The 18943-nt window shown below is 62.3% G+C and carries 11 protein-coding genes; 1 reads left to right on the top strand and 10 read right to left on the bottom strand.

What is annotated here, in order from left to right; all coding sequences use genetic code 11:
- Positions 1-245: 245 nt before the first annotated feature.
- From QRN41_RS16705 to QRN41_RS16690, 4 genes are all read right to left on the bottom strand, one after another.
- Entirely contained in the window at positions 246-1865 is a 1620-nt protein-coding gene (locus tag QRN41_RS16705) for a methyl-accepting chemotaxis protein (RefSeq protein ID WP_123480002.1), read from the bottom strand.
- Between the two features lie 65 nt (positions 1866-1930).
- Complete coding sequence (locus QRN41_RS16700; RefSeq protein ID WP_034138451.1) at positions 1931-2626, bottom strand: anaerobic ribonucleoside-triphosphate reductase activating protein; 696 nt, start codon at positions 2624-2626, stop codon at positions 1931-1933.
- Entirely contained in the window at positions 2623-2778 is a 156-nt protein-coding gene (nrdD, locus tag QRN41_RS16695; protein ID WP_034098430.1) for an anaerobic ribonucleoside-triphosphate reductase, read from the bottom strand. The genes QRN41_RS16700 and nrdD overlap by 4 nt, the downstream gene beginning before the upstream one ends.
- A 19-nt stretch (positions 2779-2797) precedes the next feature.
- Complete coding sequence (locus QRN41_RS16690) at positions 2798-4789, bottom strand: ribonucleoside triphosphate reductase (protein WP_285421854.1); 1992 nt, start codon at positions 4787-4789, stop codon at positions 2798-2800.
- A 227-nt stretch (positions 4790-5016) separates the two neighbouring features.
- Here QRN41_RS16690 and QRN41_RS16685 point away from each other — a divergent pair, with 227 nt between their 5' ends.
- Entirely contained in the window at positions 5017-10212 is a 5196-nt protein-coding gene (locus QRN41_RS16685; RefSeq protein ID WP_285421853.1) for a dermonecrotic toxin domain-containing protein, read from the top strand.
- A gap of 83 nt (positions 10213-10295) precedes the next feature.
- On the opposite strand, the gene moaA is transcribed toward QRN41_RS16685, so the two are convergent.
- From moaA to QRN41_RS16655, 6 genes are read right to left on the bottom strand one after another with little or no spacing between them, the layout of a single operon-like run.
- Positions 10296-11282 carry a GTP 3',8-cyclase MoaA gene (moaA, locus tag QRN41_RS16680; RefSeq protein WP_083377860.1) on the bottom strand — a complete coding sequence of 329 codons (987 nt, stop codon included), beginning with the start codon at positions 11280-11282 and terminating at the stop codon, positions 10296-10298.
- 1 nt (position 11283) lies between these two features.
- The gene (locus QRN41_RS16675) at positions 11284-12189 is read right to left on the bottom strand and encodes a peptidylprolyl isomerase (protein ID WP_285421852.1); all 906 of its coding nucleotides are present in this window, start codon (positions 12187-12189) and stop codon (positions 11284-11286) included.
- 10 nt (positions 12190-12199) lie between these two features.
- Entirely contained in the window at positions 12200-12877 is a 678-nt protein-coding gene (narI, locus tag QRN41_RS16670) for a respiratory nitrate reductase subunit gamma (RefSeq protein WP_034098438.1), read from the bottom strand.
- A complete protein-coding gene (narJ, locus tag QRN41_RS16665; protein WP_034098439.1) occupies positions 12870-13625 on the bottom strand; it encodes a nitrate reductase molybdenum cofactor assembly chaperone in 756 nt (251 codons plus the stop codon). The genes narI and narJ overlap by 8 nt, the downstream gene beginning before the upstream one ends.
- A gap of 3 nt (positions 13626-13628) precedes the next feature.
- Entirely contained in the window at positions 13629-15167 is a 1539-nt protein-coding gene (gene narH / locus QRN41_RS16660) for a nitrate reductase subunit beta (RefSeq protein WP_034138456.1), read from the bottom strand.
- Position 15168: 1 nt separating this feature from the next.
- Entirely contained in the window at positions 15169-18942 is a 3774-nt protein-coding gene (locus tag QRN41_RS16655; protein WP_167417482.1) for a nitrate reductase subunit alpha, read from the bottom strand.
- Position 18943: the final 1 nt, after the last annotated feature.

The raw sequence follows: 18943 nt of genomic DNA, 5'->3' as shown, positions 1-18943 counted from the left end.
CCAGTATTAACTGAAAAAACTCGCTCAAACTGTGGGAGGGGGCTTGCCCCCGATGACGGCGGGTCAGCAATACATGTGTCAACTTCAACTCCCACATCGGGGGCAAGCCCCCTCCCACCTTTGATTGCATTGCCTGGGCCAGGTCATACGGCGCATTGCCGCGCGGTTCGCGACAGGCCAATCCAAACGGCTTGCCCAGCATTAACTGAAAGAACCCGCTCCAAAGGTGGGATTCTGGTAGCGGCCTAGACCTTGAACCGCCCCACCATCTGGTGCAAATCCCCGGCCATGCCTGCCAGTTCCTGCCCTGCCGTCTGTGTATGAATAGCCCCCTGCAACACCTGCTGTGACAGGGTTCGAATGCCCACCAGGTTGCGATCCACTTCCCGCGCCACCAGCGCCTGTTCCTCGGTGGCGCTGGCAATCAGCATATTGCGCTCGTTGATCTGGGAAATAGACCGGGTGATTTCTTCCAGCGCCTGCCCCGAGCGCTGGGCCACGCCCAAAGTTGCCTGCACCCGTTCGCTGCTGTCGTGCATGGCCGCCACGGCGTGTTCGCTGTCCTGGCGGATGGCGCCGATCATCTGTTCGATTTCCTGGGTCGACACCTGGGTGCGATGGGCCAGCGCGCGCACTTCATCGGCCACCACCGCAAAACCACGCCCGGCGTCGCCCGCTCGGGCGGCTTCGATGGCGGCATTCAAGGCCAGCAGGTTGGTTTGATCGGCGATGCTGCGGATTACATCGAGCACGCTGCTGATGTCTTGCACGCGCCCAGCCAGTTGTTGGATGCGCTCTGAGGTTTCTACCACGCCGTTGGCCAGGGTGTTGATCGAGGCCACGGTTTCCTGGACCTGGGCCTGGCCGCGCTGGGCGGTCTGTTCCGACAGGCGCGAGGCTTCGCTGGTGCTCACCGCGTTACGCGCCACCTCGTCCACAGCGGCGGTCATCTCGTTCACGGCGGTAGCGGCCTGCTCAATCTCCTGGCCCTGCAACTGCAAGCTGCCGCTGGTCTGGGTGCTGACCGCACTGAGTTGCTCCGATGAGCTAGCCACGCCGTCCACCGACGTTGCGATATGCCGCACCATCTGCTGGAGGTTCTGCTGCATGTGATGCAGATTGCGCATCACGCTGCCCTCCGCGCTGTCACCCACCGGCACCACGATAGTCAGGTCACCGCCGGCGATATGACTCAACACCCGCGCCGCCTCATCCGGCTCGCCGCCCAGGGGCCGCAACACACTGCGGGTGACCAGCACCGCCGCCGCCACTACCAGCGCCAGGCACAGCACAAAGAGGCCGATCATGGTGCGTCGGGCATCGTCGTAGAGAGCCTGCGCCACCTGCTGGCGCTCGGCAAACACACGCCCCTGTAACGCCATCAAGGCGTCCAGGCTTTTGAACACCTCCAGCTCCGCCGGCATCACCTGCTGCTTGAGCTGCGCCAGGCCCTGGTCACGGGCGCCCTGCTTAATCAGCGCCTGCACTTGGGTGAACGCCGCCACGTAGGCTTCGCGATGGGTTTTCAAACGGGCGTAGGCGGCCTTGCCTTCGGCGGTATCGAGCAGCGGTTCTAGGGTGGCGAACGCCTCGGTGATGCGTTGGCGCGTGGTGCCGATGGCCGCCTGGGCCTGTTGGTTATCTTGGTCGATCAACAGGTCGCGGGTGTTGCGCCCGTTGTCCCGCACGCCGGTGGCGATCACCATGATCGGCGCGATCTTCGGCCAGTCCTGCTGCACGATCTGGTCGGCCTGTTGCTTGAGCGTGGCCAGGTCGTGCAAGGCGTAGAACACCAGACCGATCAGCGCCAGAGGCGCAATCGCAAAGCCAATGACAATACGGCGTGCGGTGGTTAAGTGGATCATCTGAACATTCCTTGATGAAGGCCTGCCCACGGGGGGCAGCATCGATAAAAAATCCTGTGGAGGGCTCACCCTCGCAACACAAACGCCGGAAACAACTCGCGCATCCGCGCCCACAACTCCGGCAGCGCCGTTTGTATCGGCGCGCACGCCAACTGTGTATCGAGCATGGTGGCGGTACGGACTATCTGCACGGCGAAGCGCTTCACTCCACTGGCTTGCAAACGCTGGGCCAGGCGCAACAGGCGTGGCGGGTCGATCAGGTGCCAGTGCACCGTGGTGCGGCATTCGTAGTCGACGCCGCTGGCCAGCAAGGCGTCGAGGCTGTGCCAGTTGGCGGCGCCGCTGCCCTTGACCTGGGTGATGGACTGACAGTCTTCGGCCAATGCCTTGACATCGAACCCGACCCAATCGGCATGGGCCAGCGCATTGGCAAAGCTGGCGGGTTTGATGCCGGCGCTGTGCAGACCGATGCGAAAACCCATCTCGCGCACTTCGTCCATGGCCGCCGGCAGGCCTTCCTGCAGCGTCGGTTCGCCGCCGCTGAACACCACCGCGTCGAGCAGATCCTGACGCCGCTGCAAAAACAGCAAAACCCGGCGCCAATCCACCTCTGCGCTACCGCGCGGTGGGATCAAGTCCGGGTTATGGCAATAACGACAGCGCCAGGCGCAGCCTTGGCAGAACAGCACGCAGGCGAGCATGCCGGGGTAGTCGAGGGTGGTCAGGGGCACCAGGCCCCCGACCCTTAGTGCTCGCGTCATTGGCGCCCAGCCGCGGCAGCCGTTTCGGTGAAGTGCACGCGCTCCTTATGCTCGGATTGCTTGCCGGGGTTGAACGCCGACACGGGCCGGTGATAGCCCATGACGCGGGTCCAGACTTCACAGCGTTGACGTTGGGGTTGCGCAGTTTGCATGGTGAGTCTCCTTGGGGGATCAAACGTAGCCGAGGGTTTCATCGCATTTGGGGCAGAACTCGTGTTCCCCCGCCAGGTAGCCGTGGACTGGGCAGATGGAAAACGTCGGGGTAATCGTCAGGTACGGCAGATGGAAGCGTCCCAGGGCTTTACGCACCAATTGCTTGCAAGCCTGGGTCGAAGAGATCTGCTCGGCCATGTACAGGTGCAGCACCGTGCCGCCGGTGTATTTGCATTGCAGTTCGTCTTGCAGTTCCAAGGCTTCGAACGGGTCTTGGGTAAAGCCCACGGGCAATTGCGAGGAGTTGGTGTAATACGGCGCGACGTCGCTGCCGGCTTGCAGAATGTCCGGGAAGCGTTTGCGGTCTTCCTTGGCGAAGCGGTAGGTGGTGCCTTCGGCCGGCGTCGCTTCGAGGTTGTAGAGATGGCCGGTTTCTTCCTGGAAGCGCAGCAATGTGGCGCGTACATGGTCGAGCAGCTTGAGGGCAAAGGCGCGCCCCTGTTCGGTGTGCATGCCCTGCTCGTCACCGCTGAAGTTGCGCAGCATCTCGTGCATGCCATTGAGGCCGATGGTGGAGAAGTGATTGCGCAAGGTCCCCAGGTAACGTTTGGTGTAGGGGTACAGGCCGGCGTCCATGTGGCGCTGGATGACCTTGCGCTTGACCTCAAGGCTTTCCATGGCCAGCTGCATCAGATGATCCAGGCGTTGCAACAAGCCCGAGGTGTCGCCCTTGTACAGGTAGCCCAGGCGCGCGCAGTTGATCGTCACCACCCCGAGGCTGCCGGTTTGCTCTGCCGAACCGAACAAACCGCCACCGCGTTTGAGCAATTCACGCACGTCCAGTTGCAGGCGGCAGCACATCGAACGCACCTGATTGGGCTGCATATCGGAGTTGAGAAAGTTCTGGAAATACGGCAGTCCGTAGCGTGCGGTCATCTCGAACAGGCGGTCGGCGTTAGGGCTGTCCCACGGGAAATCGTGGGTGATGTTGTAGGTGGGAATCGGAAACGTGAACACGCGCCCCTTGGCATCCCCGGCCTGCATCACCTCGATATAGGCGCGGTTGATCAGCTCCATTTCCGCTTGCAGATCGCCGTAGGCAAACGGCATTTCTTCGCCACCGATCACCGGGATCTGCTCGCGCAGATCCTGTGGGCACACCCAGTCGAAAGTCAGGTTGGTAAACGGCGTTTGGGTGCCCCAGCGCGACGGTACATTGAGGTTATAGATAAACTCCTGCAGCGCCTGGCGCACCTCGGGGTAACTCAACTGATCCTTGCGCACATAGGGCGCCAGGTAGGTGTCGAACGAGCTGAACGCTTGGGCGCCGGCCCATTCGTTCTGCAGGGTGCCGAGGAAGTTGACCATCTGCCCCAAGGCGCTGCTCAGGTGCTTGGGCGGCCCCGCCTCCACCCGGCCCGGCACGCCGTTGAGGCCTTCGTGCAGCAACGAGCGCAGCGACCAGCCGGCGCAGTAACCGGCAAGCATATCCAGATCATGAATATGCAGATCCGCCTCGCGGTGTGCCTGGCCGATCTGCTGGCTGTAGACCTCATCCAGCCAGTAATTGGCCGTGACCTTGCCCGCCACGTTCAACACCAGCCCGCCCAGGGAATAACCCTGGTTGGCATTGGCCTGCACGCGCCAGTCTTCGCGGTCGAGGTATTCGTTCATGGAGGTGGCGACTTCCACCAGGGTCTTGCGGTCGCGGCGCAGACGCCCGTGTTGCTCGCGATAGACGATATAGGCGCGCATCGATAGAAAGAAGCCGGCATCCATCAGCACCCGTTCGACACTGTCCTGGATCTGCTCGACGTCGAGCCGTTCGATACCGCGCAAACGCGCGAGCACGGCGCCCAATAGCAGGTCCACATCGGCGGGCTGATATTCGCCAGTGGCCGTGCCGGCGGCGATCAATGCCTGGCGGATTTTTTCGGCGTCGAAGGCGACCCGTGTGCCGTCGCGTTTGTGTAACAGGGTGCTGACCAGCGGGCTCGACACACTTTGCATAAGTGATCTCCGGACACTACATATAGGTGGTTTTTTATACGAAAACACAATATGCAGTGACTTTACGGCGAACCACGCCAATCGAAATTGACCGGGATCAAGGTTGGCAAACGCGTTCGGGTAAGCACCCACCGAGAGCCGTCACTGGAACCTTCGCCAGGTGCTCTCCACACAGAAGGGATCTCCACTCACAGCGAAGAAGTTCTATGCGAACAGCTCAATCCCCAATGCAGCGCTTTGCAACCGTCGCCCCGGCGCTGGAAAACACACTGTCTGTGAACACGTCGCGCCCCGGCGAAACGCTCAACAGTGGCCGATCAAAGCGCGCAGCGCCAGACGAAGCGGTCACCGCCGCCGCAAAGAAGAACGCGGATTTTCTGGTGAAGGACGAAGATTATTTATTGAGCTGTTCGTTTTCCGCCGCGCTGATGGACAGAGCGATAGCATTGCTTGCCAACCCGACAGCCCCTCCACCCGCGGCGACCGTCGACGACATCCCGGCCAACTCGACGTTCGGCCAAGCGCTGGCGCGGTTTACCGCCACGCTCAAGCAAGAACCCTTCGCTTCGTTCGCGCGCAACAAAAACATCAACTTGGCGCACTTCAAAGTGTTCCCCTCAGAGGGCCGACTGGAATGGGTCAGCCATGGCGTGCCGATGAAGCTGACCCGAAACAATCCGGCATGGAACAAGGTCTCTGCGGACCTGCTTGCCGCCGCGCGGGAGTTGATGCCAACGTTGTCAGGCGCCTTCGAATTCACGGGGGCACACCGCGCGCCTGTGGACGTCATCGGCGACTTTTACGCAACTGCACGGGCGACCGACCTGCCCAGCACCCTGCGCGCCATTACCCGATTGAAGCAAACCCGGGACTTTCCTTCACTGCGCTTACATCGAGAGCCGGGCGCCAACGACGGCGCATCGGACTACCAACGCGTCAGGCAAAAACAGAGAGACGCCATCGACGCCTTAGCCACCCACCTCAGCCATGAGCCAGAGGCGCTGCCGCCGTCCAGACGTAACCTTTCCCCAGCGCAAACCGTCGAGCAATGGGACAGGGCTCTGGCGCACGCCTGCGCTATCTACCTGTACAACCAGCACAGCACATCGGCGGTCTGGAGCGACACGACCGATGCGCTCGGCGCCGCACCCACATCTACGTTCGGCGTGGCGTGGGAGGCTTACCGCCAATCGCTGTCCAGTGAGGCGTTCAAAAGCTTTGCCAGAGACAAAGGGATCGACATCGGTAGCCTGCGCATCGAGCCCCGGTCGGGCACCTTGAGCGCCGTCGCCAACGGTCAGCGTCGCCGTTTTACGCTTGAAGACGATTCCGCATGGGCCGCCGTTGCCGCGCCCATCCTGGAGAAAGCCAGGTCTATCGCGGCGGGCTCGGCGGCCGAACTCAGCTACCCCGGGGCCGAAGTCGATCCAAGGACCGTCCTCAATTTCTATGGTGAGCCCGTCGCTCACGCCACCCAGGTAGAGATGCTCAAGCATTGCGCCGCCCTCCACCGCTCAGGTTTCGAAGCGTTGCGCGAGCACACGCAGCCGAGCGACGAGCGTTCACGTACGGTCCAGGCTAAAAGAACCGCCGCGATCCAGGCCATCACCCCTGCCCCTCGCCAATCGCCCCCTAACGATGTCCACGAGCAACGGTTGCTCCACGCTTTCACCGATGAATTAAGCAAAGCGAACCGGGGTGAGGCGCCTGCATGGGTGCGCGTGCCCACTCAAACGGCGTTAGGTCAGTGGCTGGAGCTGTATCGCAGCCTGTTCGATCATCCGGCGGTGCAAGAATGGATGAAGGTCAAGGGCTTCGATCTGGCCCAGCTGGAGCTGATCCCCTCCACGGGCACGTTGCTGGTCAAAAAAGCCGACGACGTCACCGTGCTCTCACCGACAGACACATCCGGCTGGGGCGATATTGCCGGGCCGATCATTAAGGTGGCTCAAGTCATCGCCCCTTCCCCCGATCAATCGCTGCAGATCGCACCCGGCAACGCTTTCATTGCCACCCCGGTGGGCGTGGTGGCCGACTTCCAGGGCGAATCGCTCCAGGCTGACAGCACCTCCCAACGGGCCCGCATCACACACTTGAATACACAGCAGGCCTTTGATCCGATTGCAGCAGACGACCCGCTGCGACCTGCCGCCGGCCGATCTGCCGCAGCCCTTGCCAACCTCAATCGCCAGGCTCAGGCGCAGTTCGCGGCAGTGGCCAAGTCGAAGGCCGACAAGCGTGATTTCGCCACGCTTATGTTCAACGTCAATCGGGATTTGCCGGATGTGCGCCAGGAAGCGAAAAAGTGGGCCGAAGCAATCATCCTGAAATTGACCGGCAAGGTCGTCGATGCCGATACCCTTTATTTGAATCGATTCAATGGCTCGCAAAGTGCAGACACCCAGACCGGATGGGAGCACATGGGCGAGGAACCGAAGTCATCACTGCGTCTGCCCGACGCGTTGCTCAACAACTTTTCGGAAAACGATGGAGTGCCTAACAACCTCGACTCCGAAGCGGGTCTGTACACCGACGGCCCCGGCAAAAGCCACTCGGGAGGCTATGGCAAGCACAACGAGTTTCCCCTGGCGCCCTCGCAGATCATGCATGAAGCCTGGTCAACTGACTTCCAGAAACACATGACCGACAAACTGGACAGTTTCTGGGCGGACAACGCCGATAAATACCGTGACACCCTCAAAGGCCAGTTTATTTACAGCGCCCGCAGCCAACTGGAAACGTACGAAAAAGCCAGCCCCGAAGACCGCGAGCGCTTGCCGGCCGAGGCGCGCTTGACCCGCAGCGACTATGAGCTGGTCATGAAAGCCGCCTCCAACGTCCCGGTAGACCCCAAGCAACCGGTGCCCGTGGAGGCGCTGCAGGCGCGTGCCCCGGTCAAGGACAAGGTCCGTGTACATGCGCTGGATATCAATGGTTTCAAGTCCACCGATATCTTGCGCTTCACCGAGTTGGACGACGGCCAATACCGCTACCTCAAAGACCGGCGGGATGGGCGGCAGATTCTGTACATTCCAGGGCACTCCCCAGAATTCCTGAGGTTCTCATCCCTCGGCAGCATGGACAAATGGATCGCCGATGAATGCAAAGACCCGGACAAACGCAATGCGTTGGCGTCGCACTTCAGCCTGTCGGACCGCCAGGATAAATCCAGCAGCACCGTCGTGAGCCTCTTCAAGGCGATCATTCCGCTAGGGGACCAGTTGATCGGGGAGCGCCCGGAGGAAGGCGTCGATACTGCCTTGCGTAACTTGAGCACGGGCTACTGGGACAACCTGGAGGGCACGGTGATCGACAAAGGCAACTTCCGGATCACAGGCGATGTTTTCGACAGTGTGATGCGGCAAACCTGTCAACGCATGAGCCGTGACGCGGATGTCACCATCAAATCCAATGACGAAGTCACACGCGATACCTGGCTGAACGACCTTTCCGTGGCCGCCGGCCTGCTGGGGAAGCTAGCCCCCATTGCCGAACCGGTGGCGGCTCTGGCGTTCCTGACCGGCATCGCCGAGGGCGTCCTAGGGGTGGAAAAATCCATCTCGGGGGACACCGAGTCCGAACGGCGCGAAGGCGCCGCTAAAGCCCTCGATGGCGTACTCAACACCCTGTTCGCCGTCGGCGCCGCCGAGCGTCCCGAGGACCCCTTCGCAGTTTCCAGCGAAGGCACGGCGATCGGAGACACGGTTGCGCTGGGTCGCAACGCGGCCCCAGGCACCACCGTGAACGACACGCCGCTGCCGATTGGCGAGGAACGTTTTGCCGATGGGTCGGCCGCTCTGGTCATCGACCCGTCCGTGTCGTCCGACGCCTACACCATCGCTCGCACCAACGGCTTCGATCTGGTGGACGGCGAGAAGGTCTATCGCTACGACACCGACCAGCCTGGGCTGTTGAGCGATTTGCAGTCCACCGAACGCGCGGACCGCCTCGACGCATTCGAGAATATTTGCCCGGCGCCTACCTCCCTGTCCGGCAGAGCCAAACGCGGCGCCAATGATCTGTGCTTCGTCAAAGCGCTGGAGCCGGTCAATGACACGGCGGGCAAAGAGCTGCAATCGCTGGAGCACGTTCGGCTGTTCCCCGCTCCACGCAAGTCCTTGTTCAATGCGGATCGGGAAGTCATTTTCGAGAAGCGCCTCAATCGCGTGATGGATACCGAACTGGGCAACAAACTGGTGCCACTGCCAGGCAAAACCCACATCAAATACAAAACCGTGGTCAAGGGCGATATCAGTAAGAACGCGCGGTTCGGTCTCTATGGCAACAGCGAAAGTGAGTTCCTGCGCGATCGCACTTATGTCGTCAAGCTGGGCAGTATCAGCGACGCATGTAACGATTCGCGGGAAGTCCGGGGCATCGTCGTTGCCAGTTCCAACCCCGCCGACACGCGCCGATACCTGATCGTCGAAGCGGACACCGCAGAGTTCTATAAAGCGCTGATCACGGACGGCCAGACCGGCAAAGTCAATTTCATCCGCTGCGAAGCCACCCCGTCGGACCTGGACCTGGTCAAGCAATACCGCAGTGAACTGACCCAGCGTCAAGGCGCCAACGCGGTGCCGTTCGACGCCGACCTGGTCGCCCTGCCACCCCTGGACAAGGCGTTGAAACTGTTGAAGAAAAACGGCTACACCGATGCCCAGATCCAGGAGCTCAAATCCAGCGTTTCAGGCATGACCGCCGAACAGAAACGCGAGGTGGTCTATCAATTGCAAAGTCGCCACGTCATCGAAAAGCCCGATATCGCCCTCAAGCCCGCAAGGGTCCTGCCTCTGAACAAGCCTGCCGCATTCAGCACGTTAACGGCCGAGCAAAAAAACGCGTTCTACGCAAAAAGCACCAACGCGTCGGTCAACCGCGCGCTCAAGGCCACGGGCCTGGGCCCCGGTAATCAGCTGCGGTCCGCCAGCGATATTGCGCGCGCCGAAGCGGCCTCCCACACCTTGGGATGGATGCGCCGTCTCAACACCCCCCGTGCGGCCAATCGTGGTGACATGATCCTCAAGGCCGGCGCCGGTAACTGCGGGGAAATGAGCCTGCTGTCAAAGGACATTGTCACCAAAAGCGGGGGGCGCGCTTATGAATGGTCGGCGGGGGATGCCCATGCGTTCACCGTAATTGGCGGCCCCTTGGAACGACCGCCGGCGACCCGTGATTTTTCCGAGGCCATCTGGCGCGATGCCTGGATTGTCGATCCCTGGACCGACATCGCCTGCCCGGCCAGTGAGTACACGGGCCGACTCAAAGCGGTAATGACCGAATGGCAAGCCAGTGGGCTGAAAATACTGGATGGGCCCAAAGGCCGTATGGACCCCACCGATCCAGACTGGCTGGATCAATTGATCAACCAACCCAAACAGGCTTACGAGCATGCCTATGAAGCACCGGAGGCGGCGGCCTAGGCCATCGAGTTCGCCACACTGACCGCGAGCCCCAGGCGCTGCCTTGCAGTGCCTGGGGCCGGGCATGCCCCCATGGGCGGCTTCTACCCTCCACTCATATTCATAAAACGCACCACCTGCACCTCGCCGTCCCCGCTGAAATCATGCCGCAATGGCTTGCCCTTCAACCCTTGATGCAAGGCTGCGATCAACGGCCCATCCTCCAATGGATAGCGCCGCAGCAAGCTACGAAAATCCACGGCCTTGTCCTGCCCCAGGCACAGCAACAACTGCCCTTCGACGGTCATCCTGACCCGATTGCAGCTGCCGCAAAAGTTATGGGAATTGGGCGAGATAAAGCCGATCCGCGTCTGCGGATGTTGCACCAAGCGCACGTAGCGCGCCGGGCCGCCGCTGTTTTCCGTGCTGTCGAGCAGCCCATGTTCACGAGCGATCAGCGCGCGTACGTCGTCGCTGGCACAGAAGCTCTCGCCGCGTGAGCGCCCCACATCGCCCAGGGGCATTTCCTCGATAAAACTGATGTCGATGCCCTGCTCGATGGCGTAGCGCACCAAGGCCGGCACTTCATCGAAGTTGCGCCCTTTCATCACCACGCAGTTGAGCTTGACCCGTTCGAAGCCGGCGTTGCGCGCGGCTTCGATACCGTCCAGCACCTGGCGCAGATCACCGTTGCGGGTGATTGCGCGAAAGCGTTGGGGGTCGAGGCTGTCGAGGCTGATATTCATGCGCTTGACGCCCGCCTCCACCAAGGGCCGGGCCAGCCTCGCCAGTTGTGAACCGTTGCTGGTCATCACCAGTTCGCGCAGGCCCGGCAACGCGGCAATGTTGCGGCACAGGCCGACAATGCCCGGGCGAATCAACGGCTCACCGCCGGTCAGGCGAATCTTGCGCACGCCCTGGCCGACAAACAACGCGGCCAGGCGCTCCAGTTCTTCGAGGGTGAGCACCTGCTGGCGCGGCAGGAACGTCATGTTTTTCGCCATGCAGTACACACAGCGAAAATCACAACGGTCGGTCACCGACAACCGCAGGTAGTCAATCGAGCGGCCTACCCCATCCACCAGGCTCATGTCACTGCACCAGCGGCGAGTCGGCGCCCTGCAGCGCGATGCCGCGAATGTCCGCCGCGCCGATCAGGGTTTGCAGGTACTGCACCAGCGCCTTCTGCCATACGCCCTGTTGCAGTTGGGTGCGAATCGCCGTGGCCACCGCTTCGTACGGCAGCGCCTGGCCTTCGATGCGCTGATCAACGCTGATCACGTGCCAGCCGTAGCGGCTTTCCAACGGTTTATCCGCCAGGCCCGGTGCCAGGGTGAACAGTTGGCGCTCCAGTTCGGGCACGGTCTGGCCTTTGCTGACCTGGCCCAGGGAGCCACCCTGTGCCTTGGACGGACACGCGGAGTACTTGAGCGCCAGCTCGGCGAAACTGCCGGGGTTCTGGGTCAGGCTCAGCAGCAGGACTTCGGCCTGCACATGGGCCAGGTGGCGGGCTTCGGCATCGTCCGGCGCGCATTCGAGCAGGATGTGCCGCACCGCCAGCAACGGCGCGCTGTGGAAGCGCCCGCGATTGTTCTCGAAGAAGCGCACGCAGGTGGCCTCGTCGCACTCGGGCACCTTCACTTCACGCTCCAGCAGCAGGCGCGTAGCCGCTTCTTCTGGGTTCTCGCCAGCGCCGATGTCCACCGCCAACCCCAGCGCGGCGATGCGCTGCTGCAACAGCTCGCGGATCACCAGGGCGCGGGCGGCCAGGTACACCGCCTCTTCGCGGCTTTGCGCCGGGTGATACTGCACCTCCAGGGCCATCGCCTCCGGCGTGATCGCCACGCCGTTGACGCTGACGATCGGCCATTGCTGTTCACTGCTGGCGATCAATTCAGGCTCCACCGCTACCGGAGCTTCAACCACCGGCTCCTTGGCCGCCGAACCGCAACCGCCGCTGCCGCCGTTACTGCCGCCACATCCGCATCCGCTAGTCATGGTGTGCTCCTCACTTCTGCCGCACGATTTGATAACGACGCCCCAGGTACCAGATCGGTGCGCTGACCATATGCACCAGACGGGTAAACGGGAACAGCACAAACAGGCTCAAGCCCAGCGCCACGTGCGCCTTGTAGATCAGCGACACCGGCGCGATCGACTCCGCCGCTTCAATCGGACGCAGCAGCACCACGTTCTGGGCCCAGTCGGCAAGCATCACCATCACCGAGCCGTCCATATGCCCAGTGGAGGCCACGATGGTCAGCAGCCCCAGCAGCAACTGCGCCAGCAACACCAGCAGGATCAGGATGTCGGAGGGGCTCGATGTGGCGCGCACCCGCGGATCGCCCAGGCGGCGCTTGACCAACATCAGCAGGCCCACCAGGCACAGCAGGCCGAAGAAGCCGCCGGACACCATCGCCAACAGTTGCTTGTGCTCGGTGCTGATCACATGGTGATAGACCGACGCTGGCGTCAGCAGGCCGACAAAGTGCCCGGCCAGCACGAACAGCACGCCGATATGGAAGAAGTTGCTCGCCACGCGCATGCCCCGGTTATTGAGCATCTGGCTGGAGCCGGCCTTCCAGGTGTACTGCGACAAGTCGAACCGCGCCCAACTGCCCAACAGGCAGATCGCCAGGGCCACGTAGGGGTAGATCCCGAATACCAGCAAATTCCACTTAGACATTACCCACCTCCCCGGCGGGCACTGCGGCCCGGCCTTCTTGCTGAAAATCCACCCAATGCAACGGCACCGCGCTTTCTTCACGGGCTTTGCCCGGCGCGCTCGGCATCGCACTGCAACGGTCCTGTTGCTCGGCCTGCATAAAGTCCACGGCCTCTTCTTCCCAGACCTTGTCCAGGGCTTCGAGGGAGTCATCGCGCGGCTCGGCGGCCACCTGGGCGCGCAGTTCGGCCACGGCCTGGTGCGGCTCCGCGCCGGCTATCTGCAACAGCGCGCGCAAGCAACTGGCATAGCCGCTCTCACGCTCCTCCAGCCGCGCAGCCAGCAAGGCCAGCAGGTGCGCCACATCCGCCAGGCCCTCACGGGCCTCGATGTCTTCGCGGGTGGACAGGAACTCCAGGTACAGCGGGATATAGTCCGGCAGCTCCTTGACGCCGATGGCGAACCCGGCGGCTTCGTACTGGGCCATCATGTCGACCATGGCCTGGCCCCGGTCCCGGGACTCGCCGTGTACATGCTCGAACAACAGCAGCGACAGCGAGCGACCACGGCCAAACAACGCGCCGTAGTGTTCCTGGCCATCCATCAGATCGTTGCCGCAGATCAGCTCCAGCAATTCGAACAGCGCGCCGCGTTGCTTGGGGCTGATTTCCCGTGCTTCGAGAATCGCTTGTTCCAGTTCGTCGCGGCCGTTCACCAAGGTCTCGGTGGGGTAGTCCAGCAGCAGCGAAATCACTTTAAGAATGCGCATGGCTCAGTCCTCCCAGATCTGGACGGTTTTCAGCACGTCGCGGCGGTTGGCCTTTTTGGCTCCGAACATATTGGTGTCGGAACTGCCGCTGCAGCCGCTGCCAAAGCTGAAACCACAGCCGGAGCGCTCGGCGAACGCGTCGCTCATGGCGTCTTCACGGTGGGCGCTGGGCACCACGAAACGGTCTTCGTAGTTGGCGATGGCCAGGTAGCGGTACATCTCTTCCACCTGCTCCACGCTCAGGTCGACGTCGCGCAGCACTTGCAAATCCTGCACGCCCTCGACCTGCTGGGAGCGCTTGTAGGCGCGCATCGCCAACAGGCGCTTGAGTGCGCGCTTGACCGGTTTTTCATCGCCGGCGGTGAGCATATTGGCCAGGTAGCGCAGCGGAATACGCAGGCTGTCCACATCCGGGATCACCCCGTTCATGCCCACGGTGCCAGCGGCCGCAGCGTTCTGGATCGGCGACAGCGGCGGCACGTACCAAACCATCGGCAAGGTGCGGTATTCCGGGTGCAGCGGCAGCGCGAGTTTCCAGTCCACCGCCATTTTGTACACTGGCGAACGCTGGGCCGAGTCGATCACCGACTGCGGCACGCCATCGGCCAGGGCCTGGCGGATCACCGCCGGGTCGTTCGGGTCGAGGAAGATTTCCAGCTGTTTTTCGTACAGGTCTTGCTCGTTGGCAGTGCTGGCCACTTCGCTGATGCGGTCGGCATCGTACAGCAGCACCCCGAGGTAGCGGATGCGCCCCACGCAGGTTTCGGCGCACACGGTGGGCATGCCGGCTTCGATACGCGGGTAGCAGAAGATGCACTTCTCGGACTTGCCGCTTTTCCAGTTGAAGTAGATTTTCTTGTACGGGCAGCCGCTGATGCACATGCGCCAGCCCCGGCATTTTTCCTGGTCGATCAGCACGATGCCGTCTTCTTCGCGCTTGTAGATCGCGCCGCTGGGGCACGACGCCGCGCACGCCGGGTTGAGGCAGTGCTCGCACAGGCGCGGCAGGTACATCATGAAGGTGTTTTCGTACTCGCCATAAATATCGGCCTGGATCTGATCGAAGTTCTTGTCCTTGCGGCGCTTGGCGAACTCGGTGCCGAGGATTTCCTCCCAGTTGGGGCCCCACTCGATCTTTTCCATGCGCTTGCCCGACACCACCGAGCGCGGCCGCGCGGTGGGCTGGTGCTCACCCAACGGTGCGGTGTGCAGGTGCTGGTAATCGAAGTCGAACGGTTCGTAGTAGTCGTCCAGGCTTGGCAGGTCGGGGTTGGCGAAGATGTTCGCCAGCACCCGGAACTTACCGCCGATGCGCGGGTTGATCGAGCCGTTGGCATTGCGCACCCAGCCGCCTTTCCATTTGTCCTGGTTTTCCCACTCTTTGGGGTAGCCGATGCCGGGTTTGGATTCGACGTTGTTGAACCAGGCGTACTCCATGCCTTCGCGGCTGGTCCACACGTTTTTGCAGGTGATCGAGCAGGTGTGGCAGCCGATGCATTTGTCCAGGTTCAGCACCATGCCGATCTGTGAGCGAATCTTCATCTCAGTTCTCCTCGATATCGGTCGGCAATGGGCGCGGCAGGTCATCGCCGCTGGAGCCATCGAGCCAGTCGACCTTGGCCATCTTGCGCACCACGACGAATTCGTCGCGGTTGCAACCGACCGTGCCGTAATAGTTGAAACCGTAGGCTTGCTGGGCGTAGCCGCCGATCATGTGGGTCGGCTTGAGCACTACGCGGGTCACCGAGTTGTGGTGGCCGCCACGGGTCTTGGTGGTTTCCGAACCCGGCACGTTCACGATGCGTTCCTGGGCGTGGTACATCATCACCATGCCTTCCTTGACGCGCTGGCTGACCACCGCACGGGCGGTCAAGGCACCGTTGACGTTGAAGCATTCAATCCAGTCGTTGTCCTCGATGCCGGCACGCTGGGCGTCGATTTCCGAGAGCCACACAATCGGGCCGCCACGGCTCAGGGTGAGCATCAGCAGGTTGTCGCTGTAGGTGCTGTGGATGCCCCACTTCTGGTGCGGGGTGATCCAGTTCAGCACGATCTCGGTTTCGCCATTGCTGCGCTTGCCTTTCACGCCGGCGATGGTGCGGGTGTTGACCGGTGGCCGGTAGCTCATCAGCTGCTCGCCGAAGGCCTGCATCCACGGGTGATCCTGGTAGAACTGCTGGCGGCCGGTGATGGTGCGCCATGGGATGTTTTCATGCACGTTGGTGTAGCCGGCGTTGTAGCTCACATGCTCGTCTTCCAGGCCCGACCAGGTGGGGCTGGAGATGATCTTGCGCGGCTGCGCCTGGATATCGCGGAAGCGGATCGCTTCGTGGGCCTTGGGCAAGGCCAGGTGGCTGTGGTCGATACCAGTGAATTCCGACAACGCCGCCCAGGCCTTGACTGCCACATGGCCGTTGGTTTCCGGGGCCAACGACAGAATCACCTCGGCCGCGTCGATAGCCGTGTCGATCTTCGGCCGGCCGTGACTGACGCCGGCGTCGCCTTCGTGGTGGTTCAGTTCGCCCAGGAACGCCACTTCATCGTCGGTGTTCCAATTGATGCCCTTGCCGCCGTTGCCGAGTTTTTCCAGCATCGGGCCCAGGGACGTGAATTTCTTATAGATATTCGGGTAGTCGCGCTCCACCACCGCCATGTTCGGCGCGTTCTTGCCCGGCACCGGTGCCACCCCGGCGCTTTTCCAGTCGGTGCCGCCAAACGGCTGGGCCAGCTCGCCGACGCTGTCGTGCATCAGCGGTACGGTCACCAGGTCTTGCTCGACACCCAGGTGCCCGACGGCCATGGCCGAGAACGCCTTGGCGATGCCTTTGTAGATTTCCCAGTCCGAACGCGACTCCCACGCCGGGTCGATGGCTGCCGACAACGGGTGGATAAACGGGTGCATGTCCGAGGTGTTCATGTCGTCTTTTTCGTACCAGGTGGCGGTCGGCAGGACGATGTCGGAATACACGCAGGTAGACGACATGCGGAAATCCAAAGTGGTCACCAGATCCAGCTTGCCGATGGCCCCGTCGTCGACCCACTCGGCTTCGGTGGGCTTGCTTTCACCGCCAAACCCGATGTCTTCGTTCATCACGCCGTTCTTGGTGCCCAGCAGGTACTTGAGCATGTACTCGTGGCCCTTGCCTGAGGACCCGAGCAGGTTGGAGCGCCAGATAAACATGTTGCGCGGGAAGTTCACCGGGCTGTCCGGCTGCTCGCAGGCAAAGCGCAGGCTGCCGTCCTGCCAGGACTTGACCACATAGTCTTTGGGGTCCATGCCGGCGGCGGCGGCGTCACGGCAAATGTGCAGCGGGTTGGCGTTGAGCTGCGGCGCACTGGGCAACCAGCCGGCGCGTTCGGCGCGGATGTTGTAGTCCAAGGCATGGGTGGGGAACTGTGCTTTGTCGGCCAGGGGCGAGAGCACGTCGTGCATGTTCATCTTCTCGTGGCGCCACTGGGAGCTGTGGCCGTAGAAGAAGCTGGTGCCGTTCATCTGGCGTGGCGGGCGGCTCCAGTCCAGGCCGAAGGCCAGGGGCAGCCAGCCGCATTGCGGGCGCAGTTTTTCCTGGCCGACGTAGTGGGCCCAGCCGCCGCCGGTCTGGCCGACGCAACCGCAGAGCATGAGCATATTGATCAGCCCGCGGTAGTTCATGTCCATGTGGTACCAGTGGTTCATCGCTGCGCCGACGATGATCATCGAACGCCCACGGGTTTTGTCGGCGTTGTCGGCGAACTCACGGGCGATCTGGATGGCTTTCTCGCGGCTGACCCCGGTGATCGCTTCCTGCCACGCCGGGGTGCCCGGTACGCTGGCGTCGTTGTAGTCCTTGGCCACATTGCTGCCGCCCAGGCCACGGTCGATGGCCAGGTTGGCCGCCGACAGGTCGAACACGGTGGCGACCTTGGCCACGCTGCCGTCGGCCAGGGTCACGCTGTGTACTGGTACGCGACGGAACTGCACGGCGTCGCCGGCCACATGCTGGAAATGCTCGTGGGCTTCGCCGGCAAAGTACGGGAACGCGACTTCGGCCACGTCGTCACCGATCAGGCTGAGCTTGAGGTCGATGGCGCGCCCTTCACCGCCCTCTTTGGCAAGGATGTTCCACTTGCCCTTCTCGCCCCAGCGGTAGCCGATGGCGCCTTGTGGCGAGACCAGCTCGCCGCTCGCGTCGAGGGCGATGGTTTTCCATTCCGGGTTGTTGTCCTGGCCGAGGTTGCCGGTGAGGTCCGAGGCGCGCAGGAAACGATCCGGCTGGAAGCCCGCGCCCGGCGCGAAGCCGCTCATGGGCTTGAGCATCACCAGCACCGGCAGGTCGGTGTAACGCTTGGCGTAGTCGGTGAAGTAGGCGCTCGGCTTGTCCAGGTGAAACTCTTTGAAGATCACATGGTTGAACGCCTGGGCCAGGGCGGCGTCGGTGCCCTGTTTGGGGTTGAGCCACAGGTCGGTGAGCTTGGCCACCTCCGAATAGTCCGGGGTGATAGCCACGGTCTTGGTGCCCTTGTAGCGCACCTCGGTGAAAAAGTGCGCGTCGGGGGTGCGGGTCTGCGGGACGTTGGAACCCCAGGCGATGATGTAGTTGGAGTTGTACCAGTCGGCCGATTCCGGCACGTCGGTCTGCTCGCCCCACACCATCGGCGAGGCCGGTGGCAGGTCGCAGTACCAGTCGTAGAAGCTCAGGCACACCCCGCCCAGCAGCGACAGGTAACGCGAACCGGCGGCATAGCTGACCATGGACATGGCCGGGATCGGCGAGAAGCCGACGATACGGTCCGGGCCGTATTGCTTGATGGTGTAGACGTTGGAGGCGGCGATGATCTCGTTGACCTCCTCCCAGTTCGAGCGGATGAAACCGCCCATGCCGCGCTTGCTTTTGTACGAGTCGGCCTTGGCCTTGTCCTCGACGATGCTCGCCCACGCCTCGACCGGTGGCAGGGTCAGGCGCGCTTCACGCCACAACTTGAGCAGCGGCTTGCGGATCTTCGGGTACTTGAGGCGGTTGGCGCTGTAGATGTACCAGCTGTAGCTGGCGCCGCGCGGGCAGCCGCGGGGCTCGTGGTTGGGCAGGTCGTTACGGGTGCGCGGGTAGTCGGTCTGCTGGGTTTCCCAAGTGATCAGGCCGTTCTTCACATAGATCTTCCACGAGCACGAACCGGTGCAGTTCACGCCATGGGTGGAGCGCACGATCTTGTCGTACTGCCAGCGCGAGCGGTAGACGTTTTCCCAGTCGCGGGACTCCTTGCGGGTCTCGCCGTGGCCCTCGGAGAATTCGTTTTGCTTGCGGTTGAAGAACCGCAATTGATCCAGTAAGTGACTCATG

The sequence above is a fragment of the Pseudomonas sp. efr-133-TYG-23 genome (assembly GCF_030209215.1).
Taxonomy (GTDB): domain Bacteria; phylum Pseudomonadota; class Gammaproteobacteria; order Pseudomonadales; family Pseudomonadaceae; genus Aquipseudomonas; species Aquipseudomonas rhodesiae.
The sequence above is the reverse complement of the archived record's forward strand: the minus strand, read 5'-3'. Positions and strand labels throughout refer to the sequence as shown.

Coding starts and splice junctions, on each gene's coding strand:
- QRN41_RS16705 (WP_123480002.1), bottom strand. CDS start 1,865: ATGATCCACTTAACCACCGCACGCCGTATTGTCATTGGCTTTGCGATT.
- narJ (WP_034098439.1), bottom strand. CDS start 13,625: ATGCGCATTCTTAAAGTGATTTCGCTGCTGCTGGACTACCCCACCGAG.
- narI (WP_034098438.1), bottom strand. CDS start 12,877: ATGTCTAAGTGGAATTTGCTGGTATTCGGGATCTACCCCTACGTGGCC.
- nrdD (WP_034098430.1), bottom strand. CDS start 2,778: ATGCAAACTGCGCAACCCCAACGTCAACGCTGTGAAGTCTGGACCCGC.
- QRN41_RS16690 (WP_285421854.1), bottom strand. CDS start 4,789: ATGCAAAGTGTGTCGAGCCCGCTGGTCAGCACCCTGTTACACAAACGC.
- moaA (WP_083377860.1), bottom strand. CDS start 11,282: ATGAGCCTGGTGGATGGGGTAGGCCGCTCGATTGACTACCTGCGGTTG.
- QRN41_RS16685 (WP_285421853.1), top strand. CDS start 5,017: ATGCAGCGCTTTGCAACCGTCGCCCCGGCGCTGGAAAACACACTGTCT.
- QRN41_RS16675 (WP_285421852.1), bottom strand. CDS start 12,189: ATGACTAGCGGATGCGGATGTGGCGGCAGTAACGGCGGCAGCGGCGGT.
- QRN41_RS16655 (WP_167417482.1), bottom strand. CDS start 18,942: ATGAGTCACTTACTGGATCAATTGCGGTTCTTCAACCGCAAGCAAAAC.
- QRN41_RS16700 (WP_034138451.1), bottom strand. CDS start 2,626: ATGACGCGAGCACTAAGGGTCGGGGGCCTGGTGCCCCTGACCACCCTC.
- narH (WP_034138456.1), bottom strand. CDS start 15,167: ATGAAGATTCGCTCACAGATCGGCATGGTGCTGAACCTGGACAAATGC.